Source organism: Pseudomonas muyukensis (assembly GCF_019139535.1).
Taxonomy (GTDB): Bacteria; Pseudomonadota; Gammaproteobacteria; order Pseudomonadales; family Pseudomonadaceae; genus Aquipseudomonas; species Aquipseudomonas muyukensis.
Genome location: NZ_CP077073.1, coordinates 2,852,519 through 2,868,184, shown reverse-complemented (window position 1 = coordinate 2,868,184; position 15,666 = coordinate 2,852,519). Strand labels below are relative to the sequence as shown.

Sequence of the window (15,666 nt, the reverse complement as noted above, 5' to 3'; positions counted from 1 at the left end):
TTTTAATTTCGCGGGTGTGTAAGACCGGTTGGGCGATCGGTGGAGAGAGACAAAAGCTGTAGAGATTTTGCCTCGCCCCTCACTTGGACGATTTTTGACCACTTTTCGCTAATTTTGCCCGCAGACTCTCGCCATCGATTAGGGCAGCCAGATGTGTAAACGGACGCTCTGGCACTCCGTCAGCGGCATGCATGTATGCGTCAATTGCTGCCACCAACTCATGCAGAACACGCGAAATCAGCTCTGAAATTCCGAGCTTATGAATGTTTTTCCAGCAGTACAGCGCTCGATCCAGATGCCAGTCACCATGGCGAATCAGCTCGGCACTTCGATTGCGCCTGATCGGTTTTTTGCGCAAACGCATTGCCTCACGCGCCAGGCGGACAGCCTGACCGCGCCCGTGCCGACTCTGCCGCCGTTTTGAACTTGTGGCAGTTTTCATTGATGGCAAACAGGTTGGTTGGGTCATTCGTTCCCCCTTCAAACTTCGGTACACGGTGATCAACCTCTGTAGCTGGTAGGCGCCGACCATTGCAGTCTGGACACTGGCACAGATAGCGGTCACGTTTGAGCACCGCCTTGGCTAGCTTGCGCCACGCCCAGTCGTACCCGCGCTGCTCAGCAGTGCCGCGGCACGGGTTGTTCCAACCAATTGCGAGCGAGGCATGCGCGCTGCAGTAACCATGGCTGTCACTTGTCTTGCCGGGACACATAGGTATTCGACAAGGGCGCTTAGCCTTGGGCGGCATAGATCAGCCCTCCACCTTCTTTCCCATGAAACGGTCGGAATACTCACGAAGCTTGTCCACTCCCATGAAGCCAACCATGCAGCCTGCGAAGACCGAAAGGTTCGCAGGTAGGGCGAAGTACTCCAGCACTGGCAGTAGACTCACAGCGATCAAGCCGCAGATCGCGCCTTCAAGTAGGACCTTGCGACCTCGGCCGCCTCCATAAATGACTCGAAACATCGCCACGGCAGCGGCTATGCCACCCGTGGAGAGTTGTGGCTGGTGTGCTGCCAACCAAGCGAGTACCGCGGCCCAGAGGCCAGGGTCTTTCTCAGGCATATGGGCCATCTCGATTCCTCCCGACTGGGAGTGCAAATGAAAAAGGCCCGCCTATTTGGCGAGCCTTTGGGGTAGGTAGGGACTAGTTCAGGTATCCCTATTGCATGGGGCGCGAATCTTTTGATGCCCCAGTTTTGCTAGTTATCAGCGAGCCGCACGGCTGTGATACCAGTACAGATAGGCCAGACCGATGGGTGCGATGAATAGAGAGAATGTCCAGCACATCGCGATTGTAAAGCACTTTACCGCCATCATCGGCAATGCGGGTCCAGCGAAGACGTTACGGCCAACTATGTAGTCGATCACGCCTTCGTAAACAAATCTTGCGTAGGGGTACAGCAATGTATTGATGACAACAAACGGGATGAAGCCTGGCTTACCCAAAATTCCGTGTGGAGTGTTAGCTACCAGTACCGCAAGGAATATGGCAACAAGGGCACCAAAGAAAGCATGGCGGATGTAGCAGCTACGGGTTAATCCGCCGAACGTCTTTTCAAACAGCGACCGCATAAGATCCCTCTCAAACGTAAAATAGGTCGCCACTCTATTCAGTCAGCTCATGCCATGCAAGCCAATAGCCATCACGAAAAAGCCCCGGCAATTGCCAGGGCTTCGTAAGCAGTGAATATTTAAGAATGTTGCGGGTTAGGCCCGCTGAATCCGGATGAAATAACCACTTTCAGCGACCGTCACAGTGATACGTTCAGGACGGTAGTAATCGCGCAGACCAACACGGATCCCTTCACCAATTAGGCGAACTCGGTCCGGATGACTATCCCCGCTGGACACATGAGTTTCGTACGGCTCTGGAGACCTGACATTAGCAAACTCCTTGGTCGCCTCGTCGTGAACGTACTCAACAATATTGCTGATTTCCCGCTGCGTGTCCCTGTCCATCACTGGCTCTCCTCTCTGAAAGAGAGCAATGATTTCACAACCAGCAGAAAGCAAAAAGCCCGCTCTCATAACGGGCTTTGCACGCGGAAAAACCGCAAAGTAACGTAAAAGCTACAGATAGACCCCGGGGATGTCAAGCGGCCTCACGCCGAACATCCAAAGCACCATCAACCCATGCCACACCTGCCTTCCACAGCTGGCGGGTCTTCTCCTCGCCAAACCCAAGTTTCTTGCCCACATCACGCAACGAAGTATCCCGCGAGGTGTAGTACTTCATGATCACGGCGCCGCACTCGGCATAGCGCTGCAACAACCGACCGACCAGGCGGTCAACGAAGAGAGCTTCGTCGTCGGTGATAATTGGATCCAGGATCGTGTTCTCCCGCGATGCACAGCACGACACGCCCGACCCCAGCACAACCCACCGCCCCCAATGCTCCAGCAGCTCCTCGGCACTTCTTTCCAAATGGCTCATGTTCTTCCCCTCAATCCCCGGTGTAGTTCGTGCCGCCGGCGCCAAGCCGGTTTCCATCCAGATATGCCGCTGCCGGGCCTGTGGCCCCCACCTTCCTCAATTGCTCGATCTGCCGTGTCGCGGCCTGCAGCCTCATGCTGAGCTGGGTCACCAGTTCATCCAGGGCCAGGACCTCGCCAGTTGCAGCCGCTACCCAGCCAGAGGCGTTGCAGTGGTCGCATGGCAGTTCGTGAAACACGCCCTGAATGACCGCTCTCCCGCGGCACAAAGGGCACTTGTCCAGCTCGATCACGGCCTTCTTGAAGTCCGGGCCACGCTTCTTCATCAATCGACCACCTTCAGCCCTTGGGCGCGTAGCGACTTTTCAACCACGTCGTGCGCCCACTGCCCATCAGGGTCACCCATGATCAATTCGAAAGGGTTCCTGATGCGCAGCGATTCGCGAGAGGCCTGCCAGATCAGGAAATAGATCGGGTAAGGGTGAATTAGCTGGCTCTCGCACCAGGCAACGAAGCCCGGATAGCCAGGATGGTCGGTGATCGACTGCTTGAGCACCGAAGGAAGGTCGGAGCGCATCTTGTTGCCGCTGCTCATTTCGAATCCTCGCTAGTAACAAATTCGGTAAGGTCGCTCGAAGCCCCGCCATTAGCGGGCTGCGCGCCGTTATGAAAAATCTCGGATAAGGCCTCTGTAAGGCCGTGAATGGCACCGAAACCAATGCCGTCTAACCAGGTGTGCCACTTCTCCAGGGCTGCCCGGCGCTGCTGCATGGCCTGGGTGTGGATGTAGGTGCTGGCGATCTTGCCCAGCGAGTGATTCAGCAGCATCTCGCCGATGTGGCCGTCGATGCCGAGGTCGGTCCAGGTGCTGCGGGACACCTTGCGTAGGTCGTGACTGGTCCAGGCGCCCTGCCCCAACCGGGTGAAGACGGCACTGGCCTGCGTCTCGCTGAGCGGCAGCCCGCGTCGACTCGGGAACAGGTAGGCGCCCTGGTAACCCTGAGCCTGCTGAATCGCCCGGTACCGGGTCAGCATTGCTTGCAGCTGGGCGGTCAGAGGCAAGCGGTGCTCGGTGCGAGTCTTGGTGTTCGCCGCTGGGATGAACCACTCGGCCGCCGCCAACGAGACATCAGCCCATCGCGCCATACGGGTCTCGCCAATTCGGGTGCCGTGGGCCAGCATCATCAGGGCCAGCATCGCGTCACTGGGGGTCGCGTCGAAGGCGTGAGCCAGTTGCTGCATCAGCTCGGGCAGTTGCACGTCACGCAGGCGCGCCGCCTTCGGCAGGATCTTGGCCTTGGTAAAGTCGTTGAAGCGCATCCCGGCCATGGGGTTCCCGTCGATCAGGCCCAGCTTCAAGGCCTGGCGGAAGGCGGTCAGCAACAGGGCGAACATCTGTCGCAGATAGGAGAGCGACACATCGGCCTGAGCCGGCCACATCAGTTGCTTGTCGAGAGAGTCGGCACTCACGTCCGTCACGGCCAGATCCGCCAGTCGCGGCTTCAAGTGCTGAGCGATGGCAGACCGTGCGCCTGCTTTGCGCTTCGCCGACAATGAGCGATCACGGGCCATCCGGTCGCCGTACCAGTCCAGCAGCTGGCCCACGGTACCTATGCCGGACGCCACGGGCGCGGTGGCCGGATCTCGCAACAGACGCCGACGCAGCGCGGGCAGTTCGGCAATCACCGCTGCAACGCCCAAGTCGGGCCAACGTGCGACCGGCACCCACTTCCTGCCGCGCACCAGGTGCCACGTGCCGCGCTCGCGGGTGATCCAGAACCGCAGGTACAGGCCAGGGTGACGAGGGTCGCGCAGGTCGCGTACGGCCTTGTCGGCAGCCTGCCGGCGAACTTCGGCCTCGCTGAACTTCACTTCCCGGGTCGCACTCATGCGATCAACACCCCCTCATTGATCAAAGAGGCCTGGGTACGCATCACGCCCTCGGCGTGGTACTGCCGCGCTGTGTCGCGGTCGACATCGCGACTACGGCCATCACAGGCGTCATGGCAGGCGCTGCAGGCCCAAGCGCCCTGCATGTCGTGTGGTTTCAAACCCACACCGCAGGTGCCCGCCATACGGTAATGCGCAAGCACGGTAGTTTCTGGATTGCCGTTGCACACCCCGGGAATGCGCACTTGGCACTCCCGGCCGCGTGCGGCCTTGGTCAGCTTCGATTGCCGCATGGGCTGTCTTCTCCATGAAGGTCAATGACGGTGTAAGCGCTCGGCCACATGAGTTGTCCATGCGCGACGGCCGAAGCTTCGTCGCGATAGAGCGCAATGGGTGGATGCGAGGTACTGGAGAGCCCGAACAGATCGGAGCGGCAGTACAGCGCGTATCGGTATTCGGTGAGGTCAGGTGCGGGAAGCTCGATCATCGGCCGAGCATCCTGGATCGGATCGCCGCCAGGGCTTCATTCCCCACTTTTGGCGTGCGCTGGCCTGGCACCTCCGCAGGGAGAGCCAGCGGCATCCTCTGCAACGGCTCACCTGCGACCAGGCGCCGAACGGCAATCGTGTAGTTGCGCTCGAACAGCTTGGCGCTCACGTCAGTAGCCAGCTTGCTCAAGTTCTCGAAACCACTTTCCTTGGCCGCGTGCCAGACCGCGTCATGGGTCCACTTGCCCTTCCCTGCCATGGCGGGATGCGCATTACGGCAAGCCTCACGGAAGGCAGCAGCCAGCGGGGGAAGGCCCAGCATTTCCGGTGAAGGCTGGCACCACTCGATAAACTTCCCGGGCGCCGGGATGAACTCACGGCCGGATTGCCGGCAGCGCATCAAACCGAACTGCAGTTGCTCCGGCGTGTTGATGCCAGCCTCAAGAAACGCGGTTAGCCACTGCTGCTTGGCCGCCTTGTACGTCGCTTCATCCGGCCATGCCTGCTTCCAGGCGCTGCAGATCGTGCGCAGATCGCGGAACAGGTCGTTGATCACCCCAGCAGTTTTGCGATTGAGCTCGGCCTTCACGTCGGCAGGCAGCGAGTAATCCGAGGCGACGTATTGGCCAGCCTGGACCTTTGCCCACAAGCCATGGGCCACGGTTGCAACCTGATTCATTGGTCGCCCTCTTCTCCGATCCACGACGTGTCATCGTCATCGAAGCTGGTGCGCTGCGATCCGCCGGTGCGAGCAACGGGCGAGCGTGCAGCACGGGCGAGATCGGACTTCACCCAACTGACCAGGGCGGCCAGCCACTGCTTTTCGGTTTGGGCCACGCCCTTGGCATCGTGGTGGAGCACAAAGCCGGATATGGCAACCGCGTTGAACTGATCCAGGGTCAGACCCGCCCGACGGGCGTAGGCTTTCAGCAGTTCCGGATTCGGTTCCCATTCGAGGGACATTGGGAACGGCTCGCGCAGAGAGAGAGTAGATTGGTTCAATGACGGATTGGGTGCAGCTGCTGCACCCCGTTCTGCGTTTTGCTGCACCCCGTTCTGCTGTGAGCTGCACCCCGTGCTGTTTCCTGCACCCCGTTCAGGACGAGGTGCAGCAGTTGCACCCCGCTTAATTAGTAGGTCGTAAACGACGGGGCGACGGTCGCGGCGATCGATATGGGCAGCAGCAATTGCCTGGTTACCCTCAGCGATCCAACCAGCCTGGGCGAGCTCATCTAGCTTCAGCCGTACTGTTCGCTCAGAAAGGCCGGTGTCGTCAGAGAGAGTCCCGGCAGAAGGGAATGCCCCTCTTCCATCGCTGCCTGCGTAGTTGGCCAAGCAGAGCAGGACATGACGGGCTGCAGGATTCTCAAGTGCAGCTTTGGGAATGGCGAGTGCCCAGGTCATGGCTTGTACGCTCACGCTTGCCACCATTGCGATAGGCATAGAGCGACAGGCGCAGCATTGCGCGCATCATTGGAGAAATGCATAATTGATCCCGATTCAGAAGTTGAGAAAGCCGGGCTGCCACCCGGTTTTTTTATGCCCGCGATTTGGGTACTGGATGAATTAGCAGGTGTTTTGGCCATCTACTCGCACAAGGCTGGCTAGATCAGAATCTGCACCACTTGGCGTCAGACCTCCGGCTGAAACAGGGAAAACATCATCCAGGGCGCAACTCGCTCCAAGTTGATTTAGGGCCGAGACGATCTGTCTTGCCTCTTCCAGCCCTGGGGCCCTCCGCCCCGCCTCATAATTGGCGAGCCGTGATTGGTTCCAATCGAGCTTTCGCCGGAGACTGGCCTGACTGATTCCCGCCCCCTTTCGGATCTGTCGAACGTGGTTCATAGGGGTTCCTCTTGACTGGACCCCAGGATAAACACGTAACGTGTTATTTTCAATCACGAAGAGTGAAAGCGAGGTATTTCGTAACGTGATTACAATCACGGCTATGAAAGAGACCCTCGGACAACGCATCAAACGCCACCGCAAGGCCGCCGGGCTCTCCCAGGCCGCGCTGGCGACTGCCTGCGGCTGGAAATCCCAATCACGGGTGGGCAACTACGAAACTGATACGCGGGAGCCATCTCTCGCGGATCTGCGCCTAATTGCACATGCGATTGGTGTGGATGAGTCGGAAATCATCTTGGATTACAAACCGAGCGCCCCGGAAGCGGGCGCTGAGGCGGTCGAATCAAACGCGACGATGATTGGCCCATTTGATGTGTGGGATGACGAAACGCCATTGGATGGAGATGAGGTGTACGTGCCCTACCTGAAAGAGGTCGAGCTTTCAGCAGGCCGAGGCCGCACGGTTGTTGAGCAATCACATACGCGCAAATTGCGGTTCGGCAAAATCACCCTTCGCCGACAGAACGTGCAACCAAGCGAAGCAGTTTGTGTGACCGTTGGCGGCAATAGCATGGAGCCCGTGCTACCCGATGGAAGTACAGTCGGCGTTGATCAGGGCGCCACTACCGTAATCGATGGCAAGATGTACGCAATCAACCATGGCGGGCAGCTGCGGGTGAAAACCCTATACCGCTTGCCTGGTGGTGGAATCAGGATGCGCAGCTTCAACCGTGATGAGCATCCTGACGAGGAATACAGCGCAGAAGAGATGGTCGCTAAAGAGATCGTCATACTAGGGAAAGTCTTCTGGTCCTCGGTCCTCTGGTAGCACTCCTTTCGCCAACCAAGCCCGGCTAAATGCCGGGTTTTTTGTTGCTCACCTGAAAAATAATCACGTTTCGTGTTGACATCAAATAACACAATACGTGATATTTGCCTTCGCCGGATCGACACCGGCCAGCAACGAAGGCAGCGATGGACAGGCCTCAACTGTTCAGAGGGGTGGCAACTGCCCTGGGCGTGCAGCGTAAAGCGCCAATGCAGTTTTCCAGCGGGTGAGCGCCGCGGCTGGAGGAACAACAACCAAAATGCTCCGGCCTCTCGCTTGCGAAGAAGCCGGGGATTTTACTGATTGGCCTTCACCGCAGGGCCAAACGGAAAATCGTGAGACGCATAGAGGCACACATGGTTAGCGAAAATAAAATATGCATTACCAGAGTAGGAGCGGTGATCGTTGAGAAGGGACGGATTTTGATTCAAGGGTTCGAGGCGAATGATGCCTCGTGCAGAGAGCTCGTTGTATTAGCAGCAGCCTGGGCAATCGGGGAGTTACAGAGAGAGATGCTTAAAACTATCGAGCGGCCAGGCGGCGGAAATCTGTGCATGTACGAGCCTGAGCAAAAAGAAATGCCGAATTGATCAGCTGCTCTTTATTGCCTTCTTCACAGCTTCAAGCGCATACCGCAAGGTTGATCGAGAGTTCTTGTCAAGGTCGGGTTCAAACAGTCCCAAAGAGTCGATATTTTCACAAACAAAAAACTGCTCACCGGCCTTGATCACACTCTCGACCTCTGAAACTTTATTATCAAGTCCTTGCCCCCATCGCGCAAACCTACGTTGAGAGGAGGCTGATAATCCCGAAAGCTCTTCTTCATTGAGCGATTCCAGCTCAGACACTACATCCAGAACGTCTCGCCGGAGCATCTGATGCAAATCGAACCTCCAGAAAAGAAGCCCTTCCAAAGATGCCAATTGTACAATTTTCTTCGGTCGGCGCCGTATAAACCATGACTCAAATGCCTCTACTTTGCCATCCGCATCTTCCTTGGCCTCGTGAAAATGCAAGCTCTTGGCTTCGGCGCGCGTCATTGGCACTGGCCCGGTAAGTACTGGCCGGTCAAGTTTAGCCCGTTCGACAATTAGTCTAACCAGTTGGGGATGAGCCTTATTGCATACCATCTTCAGCTTCACCACAGAGCTCGCCCTGAGGTATAACTCCCTAAGGAGTGGTTTGAGCAAACGGATCTTGTCTTTTAACTCAGATATTAAAAACATATTCCGCTCTTCATTCTGCCTTTGAATGAAGATCGCTTTTTTTACTTTGAAATTTTCCCCAAGGTATTTCTTTCCGCACACATTGCCGATATTTGTTTCCAAACCATCAGTGGTCACAACTAAAAAACCACGCATATGCATAGTGCGGCAACCCTGGATGCCGCAAGAAATCATTTTGGTATCAGGAAAAGAATAGTCGGTGACAATATCAAGTAACTCGCGGCCACTACCTTCACTGAAGTCAAGGAACTCTCTGTATTGCTCGCGACCTTTTAAGTCTTCGATACAGGTGATGGTAGTCGTCATTCTGCACTCGTCCCTGGCTGCCAGTTCAGCGGTCAGGGTAAATCATTTCGCCCTAAATTGGCAGTGTGCCACTACGACTGCATCGGAGAGCCCTTCCCGACCCTACATCAACATGTTCAGGGAGACAGGCGGGATCGGCTCTCCAATGCAGCCCACCAAGGACCACTCATGGAAACGATCACCTGCGGCACATGGACAGGCCACCTTGGCAAAGGGCTGGCTCCTCGCGAGCTGGAGGCGCTGCTCGGCGTCGCCCAGGGCATGACCGCCAAACAGATTGCTCAGCAGATGCAGATCACCCCGGGCACAGTCGCCAACCGTATTGAAAACGCGATGTTCAAGCTCGGCGTGGCCCGTCGTGCCGCTGCGGTGGCCGAAGCAATGCGCCGGCAGATCATCAGTCCGCTATGCATCGCTCTCGCCGGCCTGATCGCTATGCATGCGGTCATCGATGACGGCGATCCACTGCGCCGCGATCGCAGAGCGCCCGAGCGGCGCACCGCCCAGATTCGAATCGTTCGCAAGGCCGAGGCCTTCGAGCACCACGCCTGAATCCCAACAGAGGATCATACTATGCACCACTCCATGCAGCAGCGCGTGGACGGCCTGGCCGCCCTGCGTGCACGCTCCCTCATGGCTACCGCCGAGTTCTACGAGTTGATTGGCCGCCCTGCCCCGGCTCCCGAACCTCTGTTCCAGGCAGTCGCCAAGGGCAAGGCTTGGCACATCATTGAAATTGCTACCGGCAAAACCAAGAGATTCTGCTTTAGCCACCGTGCGGCCATGCGTCTTATTGAGGCAATGGAAGCAGGCAAGCGAACCAGCATTTCCCGCACCGCAGATTAAACGGAGGTGACGTATGGCGATGGACCAAGCAGAGCGCGACCAGCGACGCCGCCATAAGGCCGAGCGACTGCAGGAAGAGGACCTGCGCTTGAAAGTTCGACCAGGGACTAAACAGGCGCTGCTGGAACTGATGGGGTGGGCCGGGATAAAGGAACAAGGCGAGGCGATGACGCTGATGATTCATCACCTACATGCGCTGGGCCTGGACGGAGCACTGCCGCTACTGACACCTCCGCGCCACGAAATCATGGTGTCACCATCTGTGGCGCGGAAGCTCGAGAACTTCCGGTCGCGGGAGGCTTTGAGGCTTTGTCTGGACCAGTGATCAAAACATCTGATGCTGGGGGTCACGCTTGGACTCATTGAGCGTCCATAGGTCCGGATTGGTTCCTGTGGACAGGTGGATCCGGGTATCGACGCTGCAAAGCTGACGAACCCTTTCTTCAGTCAAATTCGCATTGCTTGCGATAGCTCGAGTTGATCGGTAGTCCGGAGCCCCTGGGATCTTAGATTCGCTCTCCAGCCATTGATAGATGGCCTGTGAATCTCTTCGATCTGCCCAGAAACTGACTCCCTTCTGAACTGCAAGAACCACCAATGCTCCTACTGCACCGGAAAAAATCTCACTCCAAACCGACATAAACGACTCCTGAACCGCACCATGCGGTTGCTATGGATTACCTCACTTCGCCTGACGATTAAAAGTCGCTTTGCGAGAGCAACACGTTTCCGGCGCTGCCCGCCAGCACTTCTTCCTCTTCAACGATAGCGCCTCCCCGGCGAGGGCGGCGCCATCATCCAGAGCCGCTTTGCTATAGAACCTGCATCCATGAAGGATTATTTTGGAGTGCCTCGTTGCACTCATCCCAGAATTGAATTAACGCCGCTTTCGCATCTTCTACGGTATCGAAAAGGCCAGATGGTATGGCTACTCCCCTCACCACATGGTCAACTTCTATTCCGTATTGCTCCGCATCATGAAGGCGAACCACTCGCGCACGGGTTCCCCGCCCCACATTGATGAATCCGTCAGCTTTGAATTCCGCGATGACTTCAACTACTTGGACCATCTCTAACCCCTTCGTTGGTAAGTTATAGCACTCTAGCATGTGCCAGAGAATTTCCCATGATCACAGCAATCTACCTATTCGCTGGCCTCGACGGATGGAGCGCCGGCGCATTTAAGGTCTTGCCTTTTTGGCTGACGCGACCTTGGAAAACGCGTAGTAACCGCCAGCTATTTCAGCGAAGGCCATTACCCCGTACACCGCTCCGAACATGAACGATGAAATGACAAAGCCGAGCCCCAACAGGAAGATCAGTGCTTCCGTAATAGTGCGCCACTTCGTCGACAACGAGGGGCCGAGAGCTTCAACAATGCCTGCCACGAAACCTATCAGAAGCCCAACAACAATCCGAGCAAACATCGCATCTCCTTGAACGGCTCCATGCCATAGCCGCCACAGATACCTCACTTCAACCAATCACGCCACCCCGGCGAGGGCGGCGCCTGCAATGGAGATTGCCCATGCCCCCCTACCAGATCACTGGGCCGGCGCAGATCGGCTTCAGTGGCGGACGCAGTTCCGGTTACATGCTGTACCACATCCTCGAAGCGCATGGCGGCCAGCTCCCCGAAGGGGTGCACGTCACCTTCCAAAACACTGGCAAGGAGCGCGATGAAACGCTCGACTTCATTCGCGAGTGCCAACGCCATTGGAATGTACCCATCACCTGGTTGGAATTCGACGGGGTGTATGACCAAGGCCTGCGCTGGAAAATCGTCAGCTACGAGACGGCAAGCCGGAACGGAGAGCCGTTCGACCTGATGCTTCAGTACTACGCCGACTATCGCCGCGAGGAAAAGGGCGAGCCACCCATCCTGCCGAACCCGGTCAACCGAATGTGCACGGATAGGATGAAGATCAAGGCCAGCACTTGGTACATGCGTGATGTGGTGGGCCTGGATTCCTGGGACGCGGTTATCGGCATCCGGGCAGACGAGCCGCGGCGGTACCACCGCATGATGGCGGCGAACGAGAAAGGGGGAAACCGCTGGGAAAACGTGACGCCCATGTACCACGCCGGCGTGCTGAAGGCTGATGTAAACAGCTTCTGGGCGCGCCAGCTATTCGACCTGGGCATCGACTCCGACCTGGGTAACTGCGATCTCTGCTTCCTGAAGTCACCCGAGAAGATCATTAGGGCCATCATCGAGAACCCCGACGCGGCCCGCTGGTGGATCGAGGCGGAAGAGCGTACCGGCCAGGTGTTCCGCCGGGATCGCCCAAACTACAAGGCGATGGCGTGGATGGCTGACCAGGTGGGCCGCCAGATGCCGCTGGATTTGTACTTCGATGAAGCCGATGACCTTATAGACTGCATATGTAGCGACTAAGCTGTTTTCAATATGGTACTCATCAGTCGGAAGCAATCTTGGAGCCTTTGAGCCAGATCCTGACAAGCAACGCGGCGCCAGAAGCTATCACCAACAAAAGCACCGTAATTATCCCATTAGTAATCCATTTTTGCTGCTCATAAATCTTATCAATTTCAGCCCGAAAAATAGCTCGCTGATTTTCAGCATCCTTAACTAAGTAGTCGAAATCCTTGCGTAAAACCGGTATAGCTAGAGACTTTTCGGGACTTGAATTGATTGCAGTATCTAGGCCATTAACTTTTTGTTCAATCGACCGCATTCGCTCTTTAAATTCGGCCATCTCGAGCACGCCGATCTCACCCGGATTTTCCGTTGGAATCTCGCTGAAAATTGCTTTGATTTTCTCAACCTCAGCCTGAGTCTTTGCGACATCCTCTAGCGCTTTCTGATATTTAATTACGTCATTCAGCGAATCCACTCGAGACCCGATACTAGTTGACGCTTCTGTTGTGTATTGATAGGCCAGTTGAAAAACTGCAATTAGCGCCGCAATTATGGCAAGCGCAGGAAAGAATACGACCACCCTTTCAAAACCATTGACAAATTTATCTTTCATTTATCCCCCATCTGGAGCGTACGGTGCTGACTTTAAGTGCAAAGCATAAGGCTCGGCAGGATACAGTTTTATGCTAACCACTTCTCAAGTTCGGCACTATAGCCGCAAGGTATCCCCATGCCCACAGAAAACCGATCCAACACCGAGAAGAAACTCTGCATCCGTGACGCGAATGCGGCAGCACCGCCCTGACTTGGCAGACCCACAACAAGAACGCCGGTCACGCTCAACATGGCCGGCTCACCACACAAGATGTTCAGTGCCTGCTGGTGCTGGGCTGCGATGAGTGCTCCGAGACCCTCGCCGTTCTGAGCGCTGACCAGGTCGCAGCTTGGCTAACTGACGGAATGCAAACCAGCGCAGAGCCGGAGGCCACATACGGCCCACCCCCTGGATGTAAGCATTGCGAGGAAGCTGAACACTACCGGCTCACGGACTGCCCCGAATGCGATGCACAGTTGTGCGAGGACTTGAACGGCGATGGTGTGTGCCCAGACGCCTGATCATGACGCGAAGAGCACACCTGTACTCCTTCCAATTCAAACCCTATTCCCTCAACTCGCCGCTGCGATACAGCAGCCAAGGAATCGTCATGCCTGAATTACTCGAACTACAGCGCGGCCGTACCTATCGCGGCAAGAAGCCCGCGTGCGTGCGCAGCTGCGGTCTGGTTAATGATCGAACCGTAATCTATGTCGGCGTGGATGAGGTCCAGTACGACGGACCATCGGTGGCACCTGGGCGGCACTATCCGCGCATGCCGATCGGCAAGTTTCTTGAGTGGGCCGGTCATGACGTGACCGACGAGCTGCCACCGGGAGAATACGCATCTTGGCCACCCGGCAAGCGCATGACTTAGGTAGAGCCGCCCAGCCAGGTTTACGTCGGTCTTGGACCCAAGACGACTAACTGAGCGACCAAACGAATCATGACGAACTCGCTGGGCAGGGTCTGTAGGAAAAGGCTGATCCCCACTAAGCCCGCTGGCGACTCGACCTATAGCCCGCCCCGAGCAACAACAAGCCAGGCACCAGTAGCCCAACTGCGGTGTAGCCGAAGGCTTCCTGCCCCGACGCCCCTACAGCGGCAAAGGCGGCACCAATCGCAACGAGCGGTGCGCCTGCGAAGTAGAACGGTTTATTGGCTGTCTTGCCCATATCGATCCTCCTGATTGAGGACCCATTTAATCACACCTGCCGCGACCAGCGGCGTGGAGACCATCACATGCAAACCGAGATTCTTTCGGACGAAGAGCTAGCCGAGCTGACTGGCTATAAGGCCAGGGGATATCAGCGCCGCTGGCTTGAGGAACGTGGTTGGGTATTCGTTGAAACCCGCAGCGGGCGCCCACTGGTTGGCCGCCATTACGTCCGCATGAAGCTGGGCGTGAGCCTTGGAATAGTACCAACGGCGTCGCCACCACCTGTAGTCCCTGCGTGGACACCTGACATTTCGAAGGTGAGGTGAAATGCGCCCACGGAAGACTGAGAACCGTGACCTGCCGCCCGGCATGTACCGGCGCAAGCGCACTAGTAAAAGCAAGAAAAACCCTGGCAAGGAGTGGATCAGCTACTTCTACTTGGATAAGTCTGGGAAGCCGGTACCGCTGGGCACTGACCTGAATCTGGCAAGGCTGAAGTGGGCCGAACTGGAAGCGAAGGAGAAACCCAAGGACCTGGTCACCCTGGGTGCGATCTTTGACCGATACGAGCGCGACATCATCCCGAAGAAGGCGCCACGCACACAGAAGGACAACCTGGCCGAGATACGCCAGTTGCGAAACTACTTCGAGAAGGCCCCAATCGACGGCATCACCCCTGCGCATGTGGCGAAGTATCGCGATGCCAGGACCGCCCCAGTGAGGGCGAATCGCGAGATCGCCACCCTATCGCACATCTTCAACATCGCCCGTGAATGGGGTCTGACCAACCGGGAGAACCCCTGCCAGGGTGTACGCAAGAATAAGGAGGTGCCGCGGGACTTCTACGCGAACGACGCAATCTGGAGTGCGGTTTACGCGAAAGCGGTTGGTGAATTGAAGGACGCCATGGACTTAGCGTATTTGACGGGCCAGCGGCCGGCGGACGTGCTGGTGATGAGGAGGGACGACATCGAGGGCAATGCCCTCGGCGTGAAACAGAAGAAGACCAACAAGAAGCTGCGGATCATGCTCGAGGTGGACGGAGTGGAAAGTGGCCTGGGCAGTCTGATCAGAAAAATTCTGGAGCGGAACGCACCCCACGGATCGCCCTACCTGTTGTTGACCGATTCAGGCAAACGGGTCTCGGCGGCCATGCTTCGCCATCGATGGGACGATGCCAGAGAGAAAGCTGTGAAGGAAGCAGTCGCAGCCGGCGACCAGGTCCTGGCCGGCCGGATCAGCCAGTTCCAGTTCCGAGACATCCGCCCAAAAGCTGCGTCTGAAATCACTGACGTCGACCACGCCAGCCTGCTGCTGGGGCACACCAAGGGCGACATCACCGAACGGGTTTACCGCCGCGTTGGAGCTCTGGCGAAACCCACCAAATAGAGAAAGTTTTGCCAGCGCTGACAAATAAAACCATTCCCAAGGGTGTTCCCATGGGTGGTTTTACTATGCCACAAAAACGCAAAAAGCCCTGAAAAATCAGGGCTTTGAATATGGCGGAAGCGTAGAGATTCGAACTCTAGGATAGTTGCCCATCGACGGTTTTCAAGACCGTTGCCTTAAACCACTCGGCCACGCTTCCAGCTGGTTTTGCGGCGGCAATCATACCGTAATGAAACACGCTGTCAAACTCTCTGTGTCGCGGGTTGCGG

Annotated in this window: 28 protein-coding genes and 1 tRNA gene; 9 read left to right on the top strand and 20 right to left on the bottom strand. The window is 56.9% G+C overall.

Annotated features, from left to right (window positions below; genetic code table 11):
* Window positions 1–79: 79 nt before the first annotated feature.
* The 14 genes from KSS95_RS12940 to KSS95_RS12875 all read right to left on the bottom strand — a co-directional run bounded on the left by KSS95_RS12940 (window position 80) and on the right by KSS95_RS12875 (window position 6,661).
* Window positions 80–469 carry a hypothetical protein gene (locus tag KSS95_RS12940; protein WP_217854082.1) on the bottom strand — a complete coding sequence of 130 codons (390 nt, stop codon included), beginning with the start codon at window positions 467–469 and terminating at the stop codon, window positions 80–82.
* On the bottom strand, window positions 369–749 hold the full coding sequence (locus tag KSS95_RS12935; RefSeq protein WP_217847496.1) for an HNH endonuclease: 381 nt from the start codon (window positions 747–749) through the stop codon (window positions 369–371). The genes KSS95_RS12940 and KSS95_RS12935 overlap by 101 nt, the downstream gene beginning before the upstream one ends.
* 3 nt (window positions 750–752) lie before the next feature.
* Complete coding sequence (locus tag KSS95_RS12930; RefSeq protein WP_217847495.1) at window positions 753–1,076, bottom strand: phage holin, lambda family; 324 nt, start codon at window positions 1,074–1,076, stop codon at window positions 753–755.
* Window positions 1,077–1,211: 135 nt separating this feature from the next.
* The gene (locus KSS95_RS12925; RefSeq protein ID WP_217847494.1) at window positions 1,212–1,577 is read right to left on the bottom strand and encodes a hypothetical protein; all 366 of its coding nucleotides are present in this window, start codon (window positions 1,575–1,577) and stop codon (window positions 1,212–1,214) included.
* Window positions 1,578–1,712: 135 nt separating this feature from the next.
* Window positions 1,713–1,964 (bottom strand): hypothetical protein, encoded by a 252-nt coding sequence (locus KSS95_RS12920; protein ID WP_217847493.1) that lies wholly within the window; start codon window positions 1,962–1,964, stop codon window positions 1,713–1,715.
* 133 nt (window positions 1,965–2,097) lie between these two features.
* Window positions 2,098–2,439: an antiterminator Q family protein gene (locus KSS95_RS12915; protein WP_217847492.1), complete on the bottom strand. Its 342-nt coding sequence runs from the start codon at window positions 2,437–2,439 to the stop codon at window positions 2,098–2,100.
* Between the two features lie 10 nt (window positions 2,440–2,449).
* Window positions 2,450–2,767 carry a hypothetical protein gene (locus KSS95_RS12910; protein WP_217847491.1) on the bottom strand — a complete coding sequence of 106 codons (318 nt, stop codon included), beginning with the start codon at window positions 2,765–2,767 and terminating at the stop codon, window positions 2,450–2,452.
* Complete coding sequence (locus tag KSS95_RS12905) at window positions 2,764–3,033, bottom strand: hypothetical protein (protein ID WP_217847490.1); 270 nt, start codon at window positions 3,031–3,033, stop codon at window positions 2,764–2,766. Before KSS95_RS12905 ends, KSS95_RS12910 begins: the two co-directional genes overlap by 4 nt.
* Window positions 3,030–4,328: a tyrosine-type recombinase/integrase gene (locus KSS95_RS12900; protein WP_217847489.1), complete on the bottom strand. Its 1,299-nt coding sequence runs from the start codon at window positions 4,326–4,328 to the stop codon at window positions 3,030–3,032. The genes KSS95_RS12905 and KSS95_RS12900 overlap by 4 nt, the downstream gene beginning before the upstream one ends.
* A complete protein-coding gene (locus KSS95_RS12895) occupies window positions 4,325–4,621 on the bottom strand; it encodes a DUF1364 domain-containing protein (protein WP_217847488.1) in 297 nt (98 codons plus the stop codon). The genes KSS95_RS12900 and KSS95_RS12895 overlap by 4 nt, the downstream gene beginning before the upstream one ends.
* Window positions 4,603–4,815 (bottom strand): hypothetical protein, encoded by a 213-nt coding sequence (locus KSS95_RS12890; protein ID WP_082337785.1) that lies wholly within the window; start codon window positions 4,813–4,815, stop codon window positions 4,603–4,605. The genes KSS95_RS12895 and KSS95_RS12890 overlap by 19 nt, the downstream gene beginning before the upstream one ends.
* Window positions 4,812–5,495 carry a replication protein P gene (locus KSS95_RS12885; RefSeq protein WP_217847487.1) on the bottom strand — a complete coding sequence of 228 codons (684 nt, stop codon included), beginning with the start codon at window positions 5,493–5,495 and terminating at the stop codon, window positions 4,812–4,814. The genes KSS95_RS12890 and KSS95_RS12885 overlap by 4 nt, the downstream gene beginning before the upstream one ends.
* Window positions 5,492–6,235: a DnaT-like ssDNA-binding domain-containing protein gene (locus tag KSS95_RS12880; RefSeq protein WP_437179544.1), complete on the bottom strand. Its 744-nt coding sequence runs from the start codon at window positions 6,233–6,235 to the stop codon at window positions 5,492–5,494. Before KSS95_RS12880 ends, KSS95_RS12885 begins: the two co-directional genes overlap by 4 nt.
* A gap of 147 nt (window positions 6,236–6,382) precedes the next feature.
* The gene (locus tag KSS95_RS12875) at window positions 6,383–6,661 is read right to left on the bottom strand and encodes a helix-turn-helix transcriptional regulator (protein WP_217847486.1); all 279 of its coding nucleotides are present in this window, start codon (window positions 6,659–6,661) and stop codon (window positions 6,383–6,385) included.
* Window positions 6,662–6,764: 103 nt separating this feature from the next.
* Between KSS95_RS12875 and KSS95_RS12870 the strand changes: the two genes are divergently transcribed.
* Window positions 6,765–7,493 (top strand): XRE family transcriptional regulator, encoded by a 729-nt coding sequence (locus KSS95_RS12870; RefSeq protein WP_217847485.1) that lies wholly within the window; start codon window positions 6,765–6,767, stop codon window positions 7,491–7,493.
* 356 nt (window positions 7,494–7,849) lie between these two features.
* A complete protein-coding gene (locus tag KSS95_RS12865) occupies window positions 7,850–8,083 on the top strand; it encodes a hypothetical protein (RefSeq protein WP_225935495.1) in 234 nt (77 codons plus the stop codon).
* On the opposite strand, the gene KSS95_RS12860 is transcribed toward KSS95_RS12865, so the two are convergent.
* Window positions 8,084–9,025, bottom strand: coding sequence for a hypothetical protein (locus KSS95_RS12860; protein ID WP_217847484.1), 942 nt, complete (start codon window positions 9,023–9,025; stop codon window positions 8,084–8,086).
* Between the two features lie 168 nt (window positions 9,026–9,193).
* On the opposite strand from KSS95_RS12860, the gene KSS95_RS12855 reads away from it, so the two are divergent.
* Genes KSS95_RS12855 through KSS95_RS12845 form a run of 3 tightly spaced genes read left to right on the top strand, consistent with a single transcriptional unit; the run spans window position 9,194 to window position 10,196 of the window.
* Window positions 9,194–9,577 carry a helix-turn-helix domain-containing protein gene (locus KSS95_RS12855; RefSeq protein ID WP_217847483.1) on the top strand — a complete coding sequence of 128 codons (384 nt, stop codon included), beginning with the start codon at window positions 9,194–9,196 and terminating at the stop codon, window positions 9,575–9,577.
* 21 nt (window positions 9,578–9,598) lie between these two features.
* On the top strand, window positions 9,599–9,871 hold the full coding sequence (locus KSS95_RS12850) for a hypothetical protein (RefSeq protein WP_217847482.1): 273 nt from the start codon (window positions 9,599–9,601) through the stop codon (window positions 9,869–9,871).
* 13 nt (window positions 9,872–9,884) lie between these two features.
* Window positions 9,885–10,196, top strand: a complete 312-nt coding sequence (locus KSS95_RS12845) for a hypothetical protein (protein WP_217847481.1) — start codon at window positions 9,885–9,887, stop codon at window positions 10,194–10,196.
* Here the strand turns inward: KSS95_RS12845 and KSS95_RS12840 are convergent, their stop codons facing one another.
* From KSS95_RS12840 to KSS95_RS12830, 3 genes are all read right to left on the bottom strand, one after another.
* Complete coding sequence (locus KSS95_RS12840) at window positions 10,197–10,511, bottom strand: hypothetical protein (RefSeq protein WP_217847480.1); 315 nt, start codon at window positions 10,509–10,511, stop codon at window positions 10,197–10,199.
* A 172-nt stretch (window positions 10,512–10,683) separates the two neighbouring features.
* On the bottom strand, window positions 10,684–10,941 hold the full coding sequence (locus tag KSS95_RS12835) for a hypothetical protein (protein ID WP_217847479.1): 258 nt from the start codon (window positions 10,939–10,941) through the stop codon (window positions 10,684–10,686).
* 111 nt (window positions 10,942–11,052) lie between these two features.
* Window positions 11,053–11,298 carry a hypothetical protein gene (locus KSS95_RS12830; RefSeq protein ID WP_217847478.1) on the bottom strand — a complete coding sequence of 82 codons (246 nt, stop codon included), beginning with the start codon at window positions 11,296–11,298 and terminating at the stop codon, window positions 11,053–11,055.
* 101 nt (window positions 11,299–11,399) lie between these two features.
* On the opposite strand from KSS95_RS12830, the gene KSS95_RS12825 reads away from it, so the two are divergent.
* Window positions 11,400–12,269: an adenine nucleotide alpha hydrolase family protein gene (locus tag KSS95_RS12825; RefSeq protein WP_225935494.1), complete on the top strand. Its 870-nt coding sequence runs from the start codon at window positions 11,400–11,402 to the stop codon at window positions 12,267–12,269.
* Between the two features lie 22 nt (window positions 12,270–12,291).
* Here KSS95_RS12825 and KSS95_RS12820 read toward each other — a convergent pair whose 3' ends face one another.
* On the bottom strand, window positions 12,292–12,867 hold the full coding sequence (locus KSS95_RS12820) for a hypothetical protein (RefSeq protein ID WP_217847477.1): 576 nt from the start codon (window positions 12,865–12,867) through the stop codon (window positions 12,292–12,294).
* Window positions 12,868–13,459: 592 nt separating this feature from the next.
* On the opposite strand from KSS95_RS12820, the gene KSS95_RS12815 reads away from it, so the two are divergent.
* The 3 genes from KSS95_RS12815 (at window position 13,460) to KSS95_RS12805 (ending at window position 15,397) form a co-directional block, all read left to right on the top strand.
* Window positions 13,460–13,726, top strand: a complete 267-nt coding sequence (locus tag KSS95_RS12815; protein WP_217847476.1) for a hypothetical protein — start codon at window positions 13,460–13,462, stop codon at window positions 13,724–13,726.
* 365 nt (window positions 13,727–14,091) lie between these two features.
* On the top strand, window positions 14,092–14,334 hold the full coding sequence (locus tag KSS95_RS12810) for a DUF4224 domain-containing protein (protein WP_217847475.1): 243 nt from the start codon (window positions 14,092–14,094) through the stop codon (window positions 14,332–14,334).
* 1 nt (window position 14,335) lies between these two features.
* Window positions 14,336–15,397: a tyrosine-type recombinase/integrase gene (locus tag KSS95_RS12805; RefSeq protein ID WP_217847474.1), complete on the top strand. Its 1,062-nt coding sequence runs from the start codon at window positions 14,336–14,338 to the stop codon at window positions 15,395–15,397.
* Window positions 15,398–15,508: 111 nt separating this feature from the next.
* On the opposite strand, the gene KSS95_RS12800 is transcribed toward KSS95_RS12805, so the two are convergent.
* Window positions 15,509–15,596 (bottom strand) — tRNA-Ser (locus KSS95_RS12800).
* Window positions 15,597–15,666: the final 70 nt, after the last annotated feature.